Origin of the sequence: Arthrobacter sp. H35-D1, assembly GCF_030063185.1 — a bacterium.
Lineage (GTDB): Bacteria > Actinomycetota > Actinomycetes > Actinomycetales > Micrococcaceae > Specibacter.
Genome location: NZ_JASISP010000002.1, coordinates 328,655 through 345,152, shown reverse-complemented (window position 1 = coordinate 345,152; position 16,498 = coordinate 328,655). Strand labels below are relative to the sequence as shown.

Sequence of the window (16,498 nt, the reverse complement as noted above, 5' to 3'; positions counted from 1 at the left end):
ATTACGCCGGTTGCTCGTCCGTCTCGACCAAATCACGAGGAGTCGCTCGACCCTCACGGACTTGTTGCGCCGAGGCGGCGAGGCGGGCCGCGTTAACGGGCGAACGAAGAAGATAGGCGGCTTCGCGAAGCGAATTGTATTCATGACCAGATACAAGAAAAGCAGAGCCACTCTTGGAGGTGATCTCGATTTCATTGTGGTCATGATTGACCTCTTCGATGAGTCGATAGAAGTCTTTGCGCGCCGCCGTAGCTGTGATGGCCATGATACGATTCTCCTGACGTACGTTATAGCGTACGTCCTAACAGTACGGGGTCGATCTTCGTTTGACAAGGGCTGGAACGTTCCGCAGGACGTTCCCCTATGGAAGGACTCTGGGAGGCTTGTTCTGACCGAACTGCGGTCCGGTGGCCAGCTGTCCGAGGGGCCCTAGTGTCGGATGTTTTTCTTTTCCCAATCTCTCTACTTGGTCTCATTGGGATGCTTGGTATGGATCTGCTCCAGAAAGACTACCGGGCCCTCGACATAGAACCAGATGCGAGCATCGCCTTTGAGTGTTGGCTTGTGCTGCCGTCGCTCATGGGTAGAGCCATTACGGGTCACGACGCCGTGTTCACCACGCAAGTGATAATTGGTCGGTGTAACAGACAGAGGTGTCCTCGTCAGAAAATCCCAAGCATCAGCCAAGGGGCCCCTGATCGTGGCCTTTAGATTCATCCAGCCACGCTGGGCTTGGGCAGAGGCGAAGCGAATCTCGTATTCAGACTTCTTGGTTGGCCGCTCGACCTTCAGGTTCTTGGTCATGCTTTAGGGTCGCTCGACGATTACGGAGTCATCGAGCCATTCCACGGGCTCCTGACTGAGGCCGGCCGCGATGGCTGTCGCCGTTTCGCGCCAGGCTGTGAGTTCAGCAATGGCTAGGTGTGGCTGGTTGGTGGCGAACGAAGCGCGTGCGGCGGACAAAATATCGTTAGCACACGTCTCGCGATCAGCTGGGCTCAGCGCCAGCATCCAAGGGAATCTGTCGATCATGCGCCTTACGAGAGTTCCATCGGTGCTCGTTGAAACCGCAACAAGCTGGGCTGCCAGCTCCAGCAGAGCAGTGCGTGCCCGATCTGCACTGCCGGACATCAGCACCAGAGATTCACCGTCACGACGAGTGACCTCAACAGGATGATCTGCCGCAGCCGCGAAGACCTCAGCGGAAGAGCGGCTCAATTCAGACGACTGAAACGTGGTTCGGGAACGGGTGGGTGTATTCATGCTTCTAGCCTAATTCAGAACGTATTCAGAAGCCCATCGATTTCTTGTTCTTGAAGCACTAAACAGTCTCGCAAGCCGTTCGCCAGCGGAACAAGGCGGCCTTGCGCGGGTGTAAATCGAATTCCCTCCGTAAGCGCACCGCCGGCCGACCCGCTTACGGGCGAGCAGTCAACGGCTTCCAGCCGGAGCTTCACCCCGACATCCCGACCTTTGCGCTGACGGCCGACCAGAGTATCGATGCAGCCTCAGGGTCCCGGCCGGTCTTGCCTGGTTTGCGTACTTTCGGGTTGCCCTTGATGCTTCCGAGCCCGCTGGGACCGATGTAGGCATTGCCGTCCACATTCTGGGTGGCCGCGAAGAGGGTGGGTAGGGCGCCGTGTTCTGGGTCGTTGAGGAGGAACGAGAACCTGTTGATGGCGTTCGAGGACGAGTGCGCCGCCAGCGTCGTGGTCGCGATTCCGGGGTGCGCCACAACGGAACGCACCGTTGATCCTTCCGCAGTCAGGCGTCGTTGGAGTTCGAGGGAATATAGCACGACCTGAAGTTTCGCGTCGTTGTAGGCATCCATAGGCTTGTATGCACGCGTTTCCCAATTGAGGTCGGCAACGTTCAGGTGCCCCATTCGGTGCAGCTGGCTCGTCACCCACACCACCCGGTCGGTGATGTGGGGCAGCAGTAAGTTGGTCAGCAGGAACGGGCCAAACGAGTTCGTTGCCGTCTGTACATCCAGTCCGTCACGGGAGCGCGAAAGAGGAACGTCCATGACGCCGGCGTTGTTTACGAGGACATCCAATGACCCGGTCCATGCGTCGGCGAACGCTCGCACGCTCGTCAGGTCGGACACGTCCAGTTGGCGAACCTCCGTGCCGCCGACCATCATGGTCGCGACGTCGTTCCCCTTCTGGAGGTTGCGAACGGCGAGCACGACGTGGGCGCCTGCTGCGGCGAATTCACGGGCGTCGATGAGTCCGATACCGCTGGAGGCGCCGGTCACCACTACGGTCTTGCCTGTCATGGCCGGCATATCTGCCGTGGTCCACTTGCTCATGGCGGTTCTCCTTTATTCGCGGCCATCTGTTCGGCTACGAAGACCAGTTCACCGCCTTTTTCCAGGGGGTACAAGGACACGTTTATCCACTGAACGCCGTGCACTGGATCAGACTCGTAAAAAGAGGCAGAGTGACAGGGACGAGAGAGGGAAGGCAGCACACACATGGACCAGATCGAGGTCGGACGTTTCATCCGCACCCGCCGTGAGGCGCTGCAACCCGAAGACCTCGGGCTGCCGCGCGGATCCCGTCGTCGCAGCATCGGGCTTCGACGTGAAGAGGTCGCCAGCCTCGCGGACATGTCAGCCGACTACCTTTCACGACTTGAGCGCGGCGCTGGCCCGCAGCCATCGGAGCAGATAATCGGTGCACTTGCCCGCGGATTGCGGCTTACCGTTGACGAACGTGACCATCTGCTGCGCCTCGCCGGCCACCAGCCGTCAACGAGGCCAGGATCATCTACTCACGTCAATCCCGGTCTGATGCGAATCCTCGACCGTCTCATCGATACACCAGCACAAGTCATGGGGCCGCTCGGTGAGACTATTGCCCAGAACCCCGCCGCCATCGCGCTCCTCGGCGAAGAAACCCACTACACCGGGCGCATGCGAAGCGCCACCTACCGGTGGTTCACCGACCCGACCTCGCGATCTCTCTACCCCCAAGACGACCACGAGCATCACAGTCGGGTTAACGTCTCCCAACTCCGCACCGCAGCAGCCCGTCTCGACCCCGCGAGCACCACGCCACTGATCCTGCAGTTGCGGAAACACAGTGCGGAGTTCGCTCGCCTATGGGAAGCAAACGAGGTCGGACTCCGCCACTCGCAAGAGAAACGATTCACGCACCCCGAAGTCGGTGATCTCACTCTTTTCTGCCAAGTGGCCCTCGATCCCGACGAAATGCAGACCCTCCTTGTATTCACCGCTACGCCCGGGACCATAAGCGCAGAGCGACTCAAGCTCCTCACGGTCGTCGGATCAACTACCCTGACCTCCCGCTGACCGTTCCCGCTACGAACTGTGGATGGCAGAACAAGGAACTGAACAGGGTCGCGACGCCAAGCCGGTGCGCCAAGAGCCATATCCTGACTTCGTGAAAGAAAATCAGAAACTCATGGTCGTTGCCGGTGCGGTACTGATGCTATTTGTGGCGACCACGGTAGTACTGACTTCTGACGTCTTGGCGTCCTTTTTCGACCCAGGGCCGTGAGTCCGGAAGGTGGTGGCTCGGCCGCGCATGTAACTAGTCCAATTTGTCACGATCAGGCCAAGCTGCGGGGCCGGCACAATGTCACGCCCGCACAAGGTTCTCAATACGGGACGCACAAACGACCACTTGCGGGTGATTCCAAGTCGTCGAGTCGAACAACCACAACCTGGCCAAAGGTTGGTGACACGGAATCCGGACTGGTGACACTTAGTAGCTCCGGATCCGGGGCCGTCAGCGAGAATGGACAAATGACAGACGACGAATTGAAAAAGCGGGCACAATTCCTCGCGGCCTACGACGCGCAGCTGCGCACTGATGCCGAGACACCGAGCGCCATCAAAGTTGCTCGCCACGGTCCGCTGCGCCTTGTGACCTTCATGAACGGGCGAGGATTTATCACCTACCAGGACCTCGATGCGGCAGACAACGCGGCCATTCGACGGCTTGTTCCCGAGGTGATGGCTTATTACCGGGAGGACCCCGAAATCACCCGGGTCGAATGGAAGACCCGTGGACACGACCATGCACCGGGGCTGCACGAGGCGTTGTTGGACAACGGCTTCACCGCGGATGATCCCGAGTCGATCATGATCGGTGAAGCGTCTGCCTTGGCAGTCGAGGTTTCACTGCCCGCGGGTGTGACGCTGCGGCAAGTGACCGAGGAACCGGACGTCCGTGCCATGAGTGCCATGCAGGACGAGGTCTTTGGAGACCCCGTCTCCGAGGAGATGGCGGACGCCCTGCTGCATCGGTTCGCCATTGACCCCGGGATGGAACTGTGGGTTGGCGAGGTCGAGGGGCGTATTGTGACGGCAGGACGCCTTGAGCTGGTTCCGGGCACCAAGTTTGCAGGGATCTGGGGCGGGGCGACCCGCGAAGAATGGCGCGGACGCGGGATCTACCGTGCCTTGACGGCTGCACGCGCGCGTTCGGCGCTGAGTCGCGGCAAATCGCTTATTCACAGCGACTCCACCGAATATTCACGCCCGATCCTCGAACGCTCCGGACTTCTCAAAGTGTCAACGACCACGCCCTACCGCTGGAGAAGATGAAACGTGCCCGACGACGTCGACCGGTCGCGAAGACTAGGAGTCGTCGGATTCCTCGTCGTGATAGCCGGAGAGTAACTGTATGACTCGCTGGCGAAGCGCGCCGGGAGAGGCCCCAAGCTTGATGAGGACCTCGATTGCAACACCCTCGCCCGCTCGGATCAGGCCGAGCAGGATGTGCTCTGTATCAATGTAGTTGTGGCCCAGCTCCTGCGCCGCGTCAAGGGCGAGTTCCAGTACTGCCTTGGCATGCGGGGTGAATGGGATGTGGCCTTGGGGCGCCTCCGGGCTGTTTTCAACGATCTCCCGCACCTGCCCACGAACGGCGTCCAATGAAACATCCATGGACTCCAGCGCCTGCGCGGCGATGCCCTCGCCTTCGCGGATGAGGCCGAGCAGGATGTCCTCCGTGCCGAAGTGATGGTGGTTGAGCTCGCGGGCCTCCACTTGAGCCAACACCACCACGCGTTGAGCCGGATCGGTAAATTTCTCAAACATTTTGCCACGCTCCTCGCCAATGCCTATTCTGATGCTACGCAGTATTTGGCCATGCCAACCTTGCGAACCTGCGTTACACGTGCCTGACGTGCACGGCGTCGCACACGATTGGCATGAATTCGGCGAGATCCGCGGCTCGTTTCATGTGGGCGCCTGCCGCCGGGTTTTCTCGCATGGCCTCGAAGTGCGCGCGACTTTGCCACTGTGCGTAGTTCACCACGTGCCGTCCATCGGGGCTTCGGTGAATGTTGGCGGAGATGAATCCGGGCATGCCTTGCATGACGGCATCCGTCGCCTCGACGAGCACGTCGACAAGCTCTTGCTGGTGTTCGGGGGAGACCATAAAAACGTTCACCAGGGTCATGATGGAATCGTCGGTGTTGATGGTTGTGACTGTCATGGGAACAGTTTAGAAGTCGCTTTCCGACAATGACAGGGCCCGCAGCGGTTATAAGTCCGAGCCGGTGGCATTCCTTAGCGCGGCGGCAAGCCGGGAGACGATGTGTGGTGGTGCCGTTGGGGCGATTTCGGCGGTGAGATCGAGCAGGCGCCGCACCTGGGCTACGTATCCATTGCAGTGCCGGCAGGTGGCAAGGTGTTCTTCTACCCGGTCTCGCAGTCCGGTGTTGAGCGCACCTTCCAGATAATCTGTCACCAGTTCCACGAGCTGTCGGCACACCACCGGTTGACGGGAGCCTGGCCGAGGCGGACATGGTTGGGCCCCTGGCTCGCTCGCAGGTGCGCTGCGTGCCACCGCCACCGCCTCAGCCGGATCCGGTAGATCAGTGCCTGTCGCCACGTAGCGTTCGACGGCGGCCCGGACCTTGCTCCGGCCCCGATGCAAAAGTACCCGCTGATTGCCGTCTCCGAGCATGTACAAGGCCCCAACCTCTTCCCCAGAGAGCCCCAATACGTCCCGGGCTGTCATGACGGCCCGTTGCCGCGGGGGCAATGCCGTCAGGGCGGCATCGATGACGGATCGCAGCTCGCCGGCGCTCAACTGTTCCTCGGGCAGCAGGTCCCAGCGCAAAGGCGATGACACCCAGTGGCCGGTCTGCGGATGGAAGCGCGCAGGGGCGACCGCCGGCTCCCACCCATCCCCACGGTCTGCCCACCCGGTTGAAGAGAACGGAAGGGTTCGGTGCTCGCGTGCTCCAGCGCGGCGGGCGGTGTTGATGACGATCCCCAGCACCCAGGTGCGAAGCGTGCTCCGACCCTCGAAGCGCTCAATCCCGGTGAGCACAGTGACCCAGGCATCTTGGACAGCGTCCTCGGCGGAGGCCACACTGACGGTGTGGGTGCGTGCCAATCGCAGCATGCCGGGCGTCCATGCAGCCACCAGCTCACCGACCCTGGCCTCGTCGCGAGAGCGCAAGGCAGCGATGGCGGCGAGGTCATCGAATGCGGCATCCACCGAGTCAGTTTAGCCGTTGCCGCGTGGTTTGCGGGCGAGTTCCGGGTGGGGCGTGAACTGCCTCGGCGGATCGTGTAACGAAAGCGGCGTTGGCGGGACTAACCACCATGATGAAACGTTTCTAGTGCCGTTCGGCACCCGTCGCATCGGTTCGTTGAACAAGGAGCAGCAGCATGAAAACACAACACGACACCACCCAGGCGCTTCAGTCCATGGGAAGCTCGACCCTGCGTTCCGCACTGGTGCTGAACCTCCTGTGGATCGGAGCGCTGAAGTTTGAGGACTACGAGGTGGAGAATATCCACCCTCTGGTCTCCTCGAGTCCGCTGTTTGCTCCCGTCCTCAAGAAGTTCGGTGAGAAGAAGACGGCAAGGATCCTGGGGATGACCGAGATCGCGATGGCATCATTGATCGCCGCGAGGCCGCTCGCTCCCAGGGCTTCCGTGCTTGGCGGGCTTGGAGCGGTCGGGATGTTCGCCACGACCCTGAGTTTTCTGTTCACCACACCGGAAGCCTGGCAAGAGGGCCGTGGTTTCCCGAAGCTGTCCATGGCCGGGCAGTTCTTGGTCAAGGACGCCGTGTTCCTGGGCGCTTCCGTCCTGGTCACCGCCGAGTCCTTGCGCGCCGCGCGGCGACGTTGATGTTTCCTGCCCGCAGAACCACCCAATGTTCGGTTTCTCTGCATGGTCAGTTCGCGTCTGCGGTGCGGGAGGTGATCGTGACGACTGAGATCCGAGATCCGGGGTCTGCCGCGGTAGTGCGTCGTTTGCCGCTTCGAACTATTCGTGCGAGCTGAGAACGAACCGACTGGGCAAGGATTGCTGGGATGTCATTTTCACTAACCGTCTGCACAGCATGTCCTTGTCCGTTGAAGAAAGGGCGGTGTCAAGCCGTCTTAGCAACATTGTCGTTGAGTAGCTTGGCCAAGACTTCACCTGGTGTGAGGAATCTTAGGACGGCCTGAGGTGGTAGTTGAGTTCATCCGCGATGGAGTCCAGATAGGGCTGGCGGCTGGTGAGCTCGATGCCCTTGGGTTGGTATTCCCAGATCAGGCCGTTGGTGTTGTCTATTGGAGGGTCACTCCCATGAGGAGTATGGGTGGGCGAAGTACACCGGCAAGTCCGTAGCCAGCGTCAGTTGGGTGTAGCGGGCCATCCCGGTTCCCTGTTCCCACGTCAGAAATCCGTCCATCAGCGCTGGTAGGTCATTGACGGCTCTTCAGAATTCGGAATGTAGTTTGGGTCTGAATTCTGAAGAGCCCCTTTCGTGTGGGTCGAACTTTGGTGCTTCAACCCGGCGCTCCGACCCAAGAGACGTCGGGAATATGTTCTGTTCGGCGCCTGTTGTCCCCACCATGACAACTATTGGAATTATCGGGGCAGGAAACATTGGCAGCCAAGTGGCCCGCAAAGCTATTGAGAACGGCTATGACGTGGTGATCAGTAACTCCCGCGGGCCGGAGACACTTAAGGAGCTCGTCGCAGAGCTCGGCCCAAAGGCGACCGCGGGTACGGCATTTCAGGCTGCAGAAGCTGCCGACGTCGCGATCGTGACAGTACCACTCAAGGCATATGCGAACGTTCCTGTCGAGCCTCTGGCAGGAAAGATCGTGATCGATACCAATAACTACTACTTCGAACGCGACGGCCATATAGAAGGTCTCGACAACGGAGAAGCAACCGTGACAGGGATGCTGCAGGAGCACCTACCGACCTCGCGCGTAGCCAAGGGATTTAATCACATCACAGCCGCCGACATCACCGCCGACGGGTTCCCACCCGGCGACCCGGCGCGGCGCGCGCTCGCTACATCGTCCGACTACGCCGACGCTGCGGCCTTCGTCACTGAGCTATACGATGAATTCGGATTCGATGCTGTCAACATCGGCCCACTCTCCGAGAGCTGGCGCGTCGAGCGCGACCGGCCCGCCTATGGCTTACGTCAGTCCGCTGCCGAGCTTGAGATCAACCTAGCGAAGGCACCGCGTACGATCTGATCCCCGCCACTGCTTGTAGCCCGCATGATAGCGCCCGCTCGGAGTGGACTCGATGGAAGACTAAAACAGCAGCACAAGTAAGCATCCAGCTGCCGGCCGCAACCGAGGTGCTCGCGGGGGTCGACCTCAGCGGCAGGGTCGCGATCACCCCAGCCGGCAACTCGGGCCTAGGCATCTACCCACACGCCTTAATTCCGCAGAAGAGTTCCTCGGTCAAGAGCGCCAGACGTAGGATGCCGAACCTCTGGCAACGGCAATCCGTTCCCGCGTACGAACTGTCGAGAACCACACCACGGGTCCATTGGTTGGGAATGCCAAGAATCCTACGCGCGGCAGCTCGTGGCCCGGTCTAGTTCCGTCAGCCAGTTGGCATGGTAACCGGTATCCCGGTCGAGCTGAAGGGTGTGATTTCGGGTGTCCCGACCATCGAGAAAATGGAATGCCCGGCATCTCCATCGGGACAGGCGGGGCGCTCTTTGTGCTTCGCGGTGGATCAGTTCCTGTTGAGTCCAAACTGGCGGGTCATCAAGGCTGCCTCCTAGTGAGATTCCGCCGCGTTCACTTCCGTGGACGGCGTGCTGGGCCCAAACACTCGCAGGAGGCTGAAGACGAATTGACGCGCATGGTCGGTCTTCTGCTTTTTCACCCCGCCAGGAACGCTGATGTATGCAAGCTCGCGGAGGGCGATGTTTCCCCCATGGCCGTCCTTGGCATAGGTCGACCACCTGCCGAGGATTCGTTCCGAGCCGTCGGCCTTGCGGAAGTACTGCTTGCCGTTGGTGGAGTCTGTGATGAGGTAGATCCCTTGAACCTCGGACAGAGCGGCGCGCCAGTCGGCGTATCGAGGATCATCCACCATGTCCAGCAGCTGCTGGTAAGTGAGCAGCACGCGGCAGTGTCAAGCTGTCTTGGCGACATTGTCGTTGAGTAGCTTGGTGAAGACTTCTCGTGGTGTGAGGAATCCTGGGACGGCGCGGGGGCGGTCGTTGAGTTCGTCGGCGATGGAGTCCAGATAGGGCTGGTGGCTGGTGAGCTCGATGCCCTTGGGTAGGTACTCCCGGATCAATCCATTCGTGTTCTCATTCGATGGCCTCACCCATGATGAGTGGGGGTGGGCGAAGTACACTGGCAGGTCCGTGGCCACCGTGAGTTGGGCGTGGCGGGCCACCTCGGTGCCTTGGTCCCACGTCAAGGAGCCGCGCATCAGCGCCGGCAGGTCACTGACCTGATCGATGAGGACATCAGCGAGACCGGCGGCCTTCTTCCCCTCCGGCAGGCCCAGCATGATCAGGAACCTGCTGTTCCTCTCGACCGGGGTCGCGACAGCACTCTTACCGCCCTTGCCGACCAGCAAATCCCCTTCCCACGATCCAGAAACACGGCGATCTGCTGCCGCCTCGGGACGGTCATCGATGCTGACCAGCGACGATGATGCTTCCACCGGTGCGCTCACCCAACGGCTTCACCGATTTACGCTTCGTACGTTCGGATTGCAGCGGGATCGAAGGACTTGGCCAGCTTCCCCTTGGGCAGGGCGTAGATCCACCGGTAGATGGCTTCGTGGGAGACGGTGCGGTCTTCGGCGTCGGGTGATTTCGTTATAATCTCAACGCTGGCGTCCGTCGCCTCCAAACGCAAACGGCCTTGCGATTTGCCGCGGCGTCCTTTAACTGGCCAGATCTGCCTTCACACGTGCAGCAATGACCGGATCGGTGTAGATTTTTCGGGCCTGCGGGCGCTTGCCTTTCCGCTCAGCAGCACAGTTCGCACTCACTGGATGATACCCGCGGGTCTTCGTCGAGTTACGTCCACGCTCCCGCCGAATGATCGTCTGATCACGGCCAATACCAGCCCCGATCTGCCGATCAGTCCAGCCAGCGAGTATCCCCACCGCAATATCTGCCCGATCCGAAAACGACAATCGCCTACGCCCCACCAACAACTCCTCTAATCAACCGAGTTGTTGCTTCGAGGGTATGGCACCGCCCACCCTTGTCATAAGGTTTGTACTTGCCGTGACAGGACTACCGGCATGGACCAGATCGTCCTGTGGGATCCGAATATTTCAGCCACTAGGACTATTGCGTCAGAATTAATGCCACTCAACGACAGCCCTTGAAGAGGGGCATCTTGGTTTCTGAAATAGCTCTCACCCCCGATGCCACCCTGGTTGCTGTGAACCGCTGGCGCATCGTTTGCGGTGCCGTATTTTCGCTCACTGCCGCTATTTTTGGATTAGCTGTGTTCGTGTTGTGGTCTTGGGCTTCGTCGCACATGCAAAGCCAAATATTGTAGTTCGTGATGACCAATTGGCAGCTCATTTTATGTGCGTCTATCCTCAGTGGACTGACTGTCGCCGTGGGGCTCGTTCTTTTGGTCTCTCCGCTGATCCTGCGTATCCCTCATCGTTGGATGAGGCGACTTAGCGGTGGTCTGGCGGGATTGACTATTGTCGCATCGGCGGTCGAGTGGGTGTTTTCCCTACTGCACTTCTTCCTAATGGCCAATATCAATAGTTACACCAAGGTGTCGGCCGAAGACGGGCAAAGTGTTGTGGTTTCGAGCGGTGGTTTCGACCCGGAGTCTTATCAGGTCTACACGCAGCGTTCCGCCTACATCTACGAATATCAGATTAGGGCATGACTACCTCTTGGCTCACGCCGGGTTCTAGAAGATCTTTTGAACCCGATGTGTGCGTCCTGGAAGTCACCGGTGTGGAGCTTTTGCTTAGCTGCGGTGAAGGGATGGTTAGACTTTCAAAACCAGCGAGGTGGAGCAACTGGTTCAACGTTCAAGCCTGCCTACGCTCGCAACGATTCCTATCATGGGTAGTGGCTATAACCGCGTGATCAGCCGTAGCTCATCTACCAAGCCATTCACCCAACATCCTGCCAGAGCAGTGTCCCATAAGCGGGTCCTCCGTCGGACGCATCTGCTCCAGAAGTACATCGTTGCGACTGCTGGCCGTCGATAGTTCCGCAGGGGGTGTTCGGTGAGCTGACAGGTGACGGGCCCTGACTGACACACTGATCTACGTGTCTAAAATTCTGGTCGGCTAGTGCCCGCGGGCCGGGCCGGGGACATTTTCGTCGTTGCGAAGCTCGACCGTCCGACCCGTTCCGTCCGAGACGCCCACGAGATAGCAGGCGACCTCGCCAGCCGCGACATCAGACTGAACATCGGCGGCTCCGTTCACCACCCCCGCGGATCCGATGGGCAAACTGCTGTTCAACGTACTGGCGATGGTCGCAGGGTTCGAAGCGGACCTGATCAGCAGGCGCACCCGCGAAGAAATGAAAGTTGCCAAGGCCACGGGCGTGCTGGCCGAACTTGTCGCCATCAGCCGATCCACCGTCCTCCGCGCCATTGAACTCGGACACAGCAGAGCGGCTACACCAGCCCGCCCCTGTGAACTGTGCGGACAGGTACTGGGAATGTCAGCGGAGGCGGCAGCATGACCTTATTTGAACATGTTCAAAAGATGTGGTCCACTAGAAAATGAACACGTTCAAATGATGGGATGCAGCGATGGACAGCAAGAGCGCACACACCAAGGCCAAGGTGCTGGAAACAGCTCTGGGCATGTTTCGCAGCAAGGGCTTCGCCAAGACCACCATGCGGGCCATTGCCGCTGAAGCCGGTATTTCCCTGGGTAGTGCCTACTATTACTACGCGTCCAAGGACGAGCTGGTTCTCGAGCTCTACCGCGAATCGGTGGCTGAGCAGCGCGCCGCAGCTTCGACGGGGATGCGGGGAAGCAGCGGCCTCGGAGACAGAATCAAGCTGGCGATGCATGCCGGCATTGATGCGTTGACTCCGTACCACGGCTTTGGCGGCACGTTCATTTCCAGTGCCCTGCCGCCGCAGTCGGCCGTGAACCCCTTTGGTGAGGCGTCGGCGGAAGTGCGGGAGAACGCCATCGGAATTTTCCGTGAGGCAGTGGAAGGCGCCAAGATCCCTGCCTTTCTGCGCGCCCAGTTGCCGGAGCTCCTCTGGCTGGCGTACATGGGCGTGGTGCTGTTTTGGGTGTACGACCATTCTGCCAACCAGCGCCGCACCCGGACTCTGATCGACGGGGCGGCGCCACTGATCGCCAAGCTGGTCTCCTTCTCCAGGCTGCCCGTGGTCAAGCCGCTGGTCGAGGAAGCGCTGGCACTGAAGACGAAGGTGCAGGCATGAAAACAGTCGTCATCGCCGGAGCCTCGGGCTTCATCGGCACGCACTTCCGCCGCCAATTCGCCAGCGCCGGGTGGCGGGTGCGCACAGTGGGCCGCTCGGGCGACGCCGTGTGGGGAGACACCGCCGCCATTACCACGCTGCTTGACGGTGCCGAGCTGCTGATCAACCTGGCCGGAAAGTCCGTTTCCTGCCGTTACACCCGCGCCAACAAGGCCGAGATCATCCGCTCCCGCACTGAGACCACCGCCGAGTTGGGCCGTGCCGCCGCCGCCTGTGCCCGCCCGCCCCGTGACTGGTTCAACGCCAGCACCGGCACCATCTACCGCGACGCCCGGGACCGTCCGCAAGACGAGCTCGACGGCGAACTCGGCTCTGGCTTCTCCGTCGCCGTGGCGCGGGGCTGGGAAGAAACGCTCGCCTCGGCGGAGGTGCCGGGAACGCGCAGGATTCCCCTGCGCATCACCATCGCCATGGGCCCCGGCGGCGGGGTCATGCGCCCGTTCAACAACCTGGCTCGCCTGGGTTTGGGCGGCCGGATGGGCGACGGCGGGCAAAAGTTCAGCTGGGTCCACGTCGACGACCTGTTCCGCGCAGTCCTTTTCCTGCATGAACACCGCGACGTTACCGGTCCCGTCAACATCGCCGCGCCCGAGGTGGTGACCAACGCCGGCCTGATGGCAGCTGTACGCTGGGCGAACCGGGCGCCGTTTGGGCTGCCCACACCGGCCTGGCTGCTCAAGCTCGGGGCGGTGCTGATCCGCACGGAAACAGAACTGGTACTGAAAAGCCGCTGGGTTTCGTCCCGAAAACTCCAAGATGCCGGATTCTTGTTCCAGCATCCCGGGTTGGACGGCGCGCTCGCAGACATCGCCGGGCGCAGCAGCGCTCAGGGCAAGAAAAACGTTGCGCCATGAGCGCGCCGGAAAATGTCGGCAGCCCCGAGTTTGCCGCTGTGCAGACGGCCCGCTGGGCCAAGGAAGACCGTTTCAGCATGCGCTAGGGTGTGGCAGCATTGCTGCTCGGCTGGCTGATCACGTTTGTGCTGTTTTGCCTCGGGTTGGCAGTGGCCTTTGCCATTCCTCCCATGGAGAGCGGGCTGGGCTGGTATTTTCTGCCCGTTGCGCTGATCTATGGCTTTCCCGTCGCGGCCATCGCTGGCCTGCCCTTGGCGATCCTGATTGCCTGGCCCTTGCGGCGGGTGCGGAACCAGTGCGTCCATGTCCTGGTGTTCGCGTTGGCACTTGGCGCCGTCATGGCAGCAATTGTCTTGATCCCTTCCGGCAGTGAGATGGGCTGGGCCCTGGCCGGGCTGATTGTTTGGACTGCGGTGTGCGGCGCCGTCGGCAGGGCCAGCGTCATGAAAGTGGTGTCCCGACGCAATGCCGCCCCCGCGGCAAGCGAGTAACCCGGCTGTGCGTGCCGCATCCGATAGGCTCGTTTTGAGAACGCCATCATTCCCGGCCCCAACCACCAGCTGTCCCATATTTGGACCAGCTGCGGGCCCGGCCACCTGACTGTGATTGGAACACTGCATGGGCACCAACTCTTCAATAACACTCACCACCCGGGTCATTGAGCTCGCGGAGCTTGGCCGTGACTCTCCCTTGCCGTCGGTGCAGCCGCTGTTGGAACCGCCGTATGTGGTGGGGGAGGGGATACCGGAGGAGATCGCGGCCGGTGTGCGGTGGGGCAAGGTCGCCAACATATACCCGTACCCCATGCAGGAGAGCTACACGCGCGATGTCAGCGCCACGGAACTGACCGCCGTCGTGCTTGAAAACAACAAGGTGAAGGCCACCTTTTTGCCACAGCTGGGCGGGCGGCTCTGGGAGCTCACCGACAAGGCCACGGGCAAGGAACTCCTGCACACCCAGGACCGCATCCAATTCGCCAATTTTGGTCTGCGCAATGCCTGGTTTGCGGGGGGCATCGAGTTCAACATCGGCACGCGCGGGCACTCGCCGACCACCAGTGTCCCCTTGCACGCCGCCATTGTGCACACTCCCGAGGGCCAGGAAGTGCTGCGCATGTGGGAGTTCGACAGGCTGCGCGAGGTGGTGTTCCAGATTGACGCGTGGCTGCCGGAGGACTCGCCGGTCGTGTTCGTCGCGGTGCGCATTCGCAACCCGAATGAGAAGACCGTGCCCATGTACTGGTGGACCAACGCGGCCATCCCGCAGACGCCGGACACTCGCGTGATTGCCCCGGCGGCGCGTGCCTACGCCACCGATTACGACGGCTCCATGAAGCGCGTGGACCCCACGAGTTTCCAGGATCTGGACGCCACCTGGCCGCAGCGCAACACCCACGCCGTGGACTTTTTCTTCGACCTCGCCCCGGAGGAACGGCGCTGGGAGGTGGCGGCGGACAAGGCCGGCGACGGATTGGCGTTGGTGTCCTCGGCGCAGCTCCGCGGCCGCAAGCTCTTCGTCTGGGGCGAGAGCACGGGCGGACATCACTGGCAGGAATGGTTGACACCGACCGTCTCTGGCGAGCCTCGCCACTACGCGGAAATCCAGTCTGGCCTGGCACAGACCCAGTTCGAGCACGTCCCCATGCCCGCCGGCGCCAGCTGGCAGTGGGTCGAGGCGTACGGCAATGCTGCACTGGACCCCGCGCTCGCGGCCGGTGAATGGGCTGCGGTAGTGGACCACGGGGCGCAGCGCGTTGAGGCCTTGGTGTCCGAGACGGCCATTGCCCAGGCCTTGGACGACGCCGGAGCCTGGGCTGATTTGCCGCCGTCGGAAATGGTGGTGGCCGGCAACGGTTGGGGCGCCTTGGAACGGACGCGTCGCCAGCACGCCGATCTGGACTGGCTCGATGAAACGGGCACACCCTTCGGATCGGAAACCCTGACGGCAGACCAAGGCCCTTGGTTGAAGCTGCTCAATGCGAATGAGGGCATAGTTGAAAAACCCTTTGAAGCAACGGCTGCCGAAGTGCCCAGCCAGCCGTTTGGCGGAGCAGCGTCTTTCATCAGGGGCTTGGACTGGGAGGACCTGCTGACAGCCGGTCGCAACACCAGCGCCGAGGCTGCCTTCCACCATGCCGTGATGGTGCATGCCAGGGCCTCCAACGGAGTAGCCGACCAGGCGGTTGTGGCCACGCTGTACCGCCAGGCGCTGGAAACTACATTTGCCGCCGGAGAGGCGTTGAGCGTGCACAGCCGCGCGTTGTCGCACCGCGGCTTGGGACTGGCCCTATTGGCATCGGAAGACATCGCCGGGGGCCTGGCGGAACTGAACGCAGCGTGCGTCCTGGATGGGGAGTGCCGCGAGTTGCTGGTGGAAGCCGTGACCCTGGCACTGGACAACGGCAATCCGGCGATGGCCCAGGAATTGTTGGGCCGTGCCTCGGCGTCCTTGGCAAGCATTGGGAGACTCCGGTTCCTGCGGGCCAAGGCCCATGCCGCACTGGGGGAGGGCGACGCAGCCGCGACAATCCTGAAGTCGGGTGTGGAGGTCGTTGACCTGCGCGAAGGTGTCAACTCGCTCAGCGAACTGTGGCTCCAAGTGTGCCCGGGCGAAGACGTGCCCGAGCAATACCAGTTCAGCATGCAGTAGGCCGTGCCAACCGGCCCCGCCCCGCCAACACACATGCCCGCCCCACCATCGGACGTTCCTGCAGCTTTGGTGCCAAATGCGGCAACGCTCCTGCACTTCAGTGCAGGAGCGTTGCAGGAAAATGCCCCGAAAGTGCAGGAGCGTCGGGGGTGGTGGTGGCGGCGTTTGCCGCCTTCAACACGTACCGGATCCAACTACGACTACGCCATGTTCCTCATTTGCCACACGCACGTGGTCGATTCATCGCCAAGGCACTCACTTACCATCTGCGGAAG

General features: G+C 61.2%; 17 protein-coding genes and 3 pseudogenes. 11 read left to right on the top strand and 9 right to left on the bottom strand.

The window, feature by feature from the left end:
- Position 1: 1 nt before the first annotated feature.
- From QMG25_RS05030 to QMG25_RS05015, 4 genes are all read right to left on the bottom strand, one after another.
- Positions 2-265 (bottom strand): type II toxin-antitoxin system Phd/YefM family antitoxin, encoded by a 264-nt coding sequence (locus QMG25_RS05030; RefSeq protein WP_283457860.1) that lies wholly within the window; start codon positions 263-265, stop codon positions 2-4.
- A 197-nt stretch (positions 266-462) separates the two neighbouring features.
- On the bottom strand, positions 463-804 hold the full coding sequence (locus QMG25_RS05025; RefSeq protein ID WP_283457858.1) for a hypothetical protein: 342 nt from the start codon (positions 802-804) through the stop codon (positions 463-465).
- Positions 805-807: 3 nt separating this feature from the next.
- Positions 808-1,263 (bottom strand): prevent-host-death protein, encoded by a 456-nt coding sequence (locus QMG25_RS05020; protein WP_283457856.1) that lies wholly within the window; start codon positions 1,261-1,263, stop codon positions 808-810.
- Between the two features lie 190 nt (positions 1,264-1,453).
- Positions 1,454-2,311 carry an SDR family NAD(P)-dependent oxidoreductase gene (locus QMG25_RS05015; protein WP_283457853.1) on the bottom strand — a complete coding sequence of 286 codons (858 nt, stop codon included), beginning with the start codon at positions 2,309-2,311 and terminating at the stop codon, positions 1,454-1,456.
- A 165-nt stretch (positions 2,312-2,476) separates the two neighbouring features.
- Here QMG25_RS05015 and QMG25_RS05010 point away from each other — a divergent pair, with 165 nt between their 5' ends.
- The 3 genes from QMG25_RS05010 (at position 2,477) to QMG25_RS05000 (ending at position 4,576) form a co-directional block, all read left to right on the top strand.
- Positions 2,477-3,316, top strand: coding sequence for a helix-turn-helix transcriptional regulator (locus tag QMG25_RS05010; protein ID WP_283457852.1), 840 nt, complete (start codon positions 2,477-2,479; stop codon positions 3,314-3,316).
- Between the two features lie 22 nt (positions 3,317-3,338).
- On the top strand, positions 3,339-3,524 hold the full coding sequence (locus tag QMG25_RS05005; RefSeq protein ID WP_283457850.1) for a hypothetical protein: 186 nt from the start codon (positions 3,339-3,341) through the stop codon (positions 3,522-3,524).
- 248 nt (positions 3,525-3,772) lie between these two features.
- Positions 3,773-4,576: a GNAT family N-acetyltransferase gene (locus QMG25_RS05000; protein ID WP_283457848.1), complete on the top strand. Its 804-nt coding sequence runs from the start codon at positions 3,773-3,775 to the stop codon at positions 4,574-4,576.
- Positions 4,577-4,621: 45 nt separating this feature from the next.
- Here QMG25_RS05000 and QMG25_RS04995 read toward each other — a convergent pair.
- From QMG25_RS04995 to QMG25_RS04985, 3 genes and pseudogenes are all read right to left on the bottom strand, one after another.
- Positions 4,622-5,071, bottom strand: a pseudogene (locus QMG25_RS04995) (Clp protease N-terminal domain-containing protein); the annotation flags it as partial.
- Positions 5,072-5,144: 73 nt separating this feature from the next.
- Positions 5,145-5,471 (bottom strand): antibiotic biosynthesis monooxygenase family protein, encoded by a 327-nt coding sequence (locus tag QMG25_RS04990; RefSeq protein WP_283457846.1) that lies wholly within the window; start codon positions 5,469-5,471, stop codon positions 5,145-5,147.
- A 48-nt stretch (positions 5,472-5,519) separates the two neighbouring features.
- Positions 5,520-6,485: a sigma-70 family RNA polymerase sigma factor gene (locus tag QMG25_RS04985; protein ID WP_283457843.1), complete on the bottom strand. Its 966-nt coding sequence runs from the start codon at positions 6,483-6,485 to the stop codon at positions 5,520-5,522.
- A 173-nt stretch (positions 6,486-6,658) separates the two neighbouring features.
- Here QMG25_RS04985 and QMG25_RS04980 point away from each other — a divergent pair, with 173 nt between their 5' ends.
- Together QMG25_RS04980 and QMG25_RS04975 are read left to right on the top strand one after the other, a co-directional pair.
- Entirely contained in the window at positions 6,659-7,126 is a 468-nt protein-coding gene (locus QMG25_RS04980; protein WP_283457841.1) for a YkgB family protein, read from the top strand.
- A gap of 713 nt (positions 7,127-7,839) precedes the next feature.
- Positions 7,840-8,481, top strand: a complete 642-nt coding sequence (locus QMG25_RS04975; RefSeq protein ID WP_283457840.1) for an NADPH-dependent F420 reductase — start codon at positions 7,840-7,842, stop codon at positions 8,479-8,481.
- A 538-nt stretch (positions 8,482-9,019) separates the two neighbouring features.
- Here QMG25_RS04975 and QMG25_RS04970 read toward each other — a convergent pair.
- Both QMG25_RS04970 and QMG25_RS20490 read right to left on the bottom strand, forming a co-directional pair.
- A complete protein-coding gene (locus tag QMG25_RS04970) occupies positions 9,020-9,370 on the bottom strand; it encodes a GIY-YIG nuclease family protein (RefSeq protein ID WP_283457838.1) in 351 nt (116 codons plus the stop codon).
- 9 nt (positions 9,371-9,379) lie between these two features.
- A pseudogene (locus QMG25_RS20490) lies at positions 9,380-10,417 on the bottom strand (IS30 family transposase).
- A gap of 362 nt (positions 10,418-10,779) precedes the next feature.
- Here QMG25_RS20490 and QMG25_RS04950 point away from each other — a divergent pair.
- The 6 genes and pseudogenes from QMG25_RS04950 (at position 10,780) to QMG25_RS04925 (ending at position 16,223) form a co-directional block, all read left to right on the top strand.
- Positions 10,780-11,124, top strand: a complete 345-nt coding sequence (locus QMG25_RS04950; protein ID WP_283457829.1) for a hypothetical protein — start codon at positions 10,780-10,782, stop codon at positions 11,122-11,124.
- Between the two features lie 421 nt (positions 11,125-11,545).
- A pseudogene (locus QMG25_RS04945) lies at positions 11,546-11,939 on the top strand (recombinase family protein); the annotation flags it as partial.
- A 70-nt stretch (positions 11,940-12,009) separates the two neighbouring features.
- Positions 12,010-12,660 (top strand): TetR/AcrR family transcriptional regulator, encoded by a 651-nt coding sequence (locus QMG25_RS04940; RefSeq protein WP_283457827.1) that lies wholly within the window; start codon positions 12,010-12,012, stop codon positions 12,658-12,660.
- On the top strand, positions 12,657-13,574 hold the full coding sequence (locus QMG25_RS04935; protein ID WP_283457826.1) for a TIGR01777 family oxidoreductase: 918 nt from the start codon (positions 12,657-12,659) through the stop codon (positions 13,572-13,574). Before QMG25_RS04940 ends, QMG25_RS04935 begins: the two co-directional genes overlap by 4 nt.
- 89 nt (positions 13,575-13,663) lie before the next feature.
- Positions 13,664-14,065, top strand: a complete 402-nt coding sequence (locus tag QMG25_RS04930) for a hypothetical protein (protein ID WP_283457825.1) — start codon at positions 13,664-13,666, stop codon at positions 14,063-14,065.
- Between the two features lie 127 nt (positions 14,066-14,192).
- A complete protein-coding gene (locus QMG25_RS04925) occupies positions 14,193-16,223 on the top strand; it encodes a DUF5107 domain-containing protein (RefSeq protein ID WP_283457824.1) in 2,031 nt (676 codons plus the stop codon).
- The last annotated feature ends 275 nt before the right edge of the window (positions 16,224-16,498 follow it).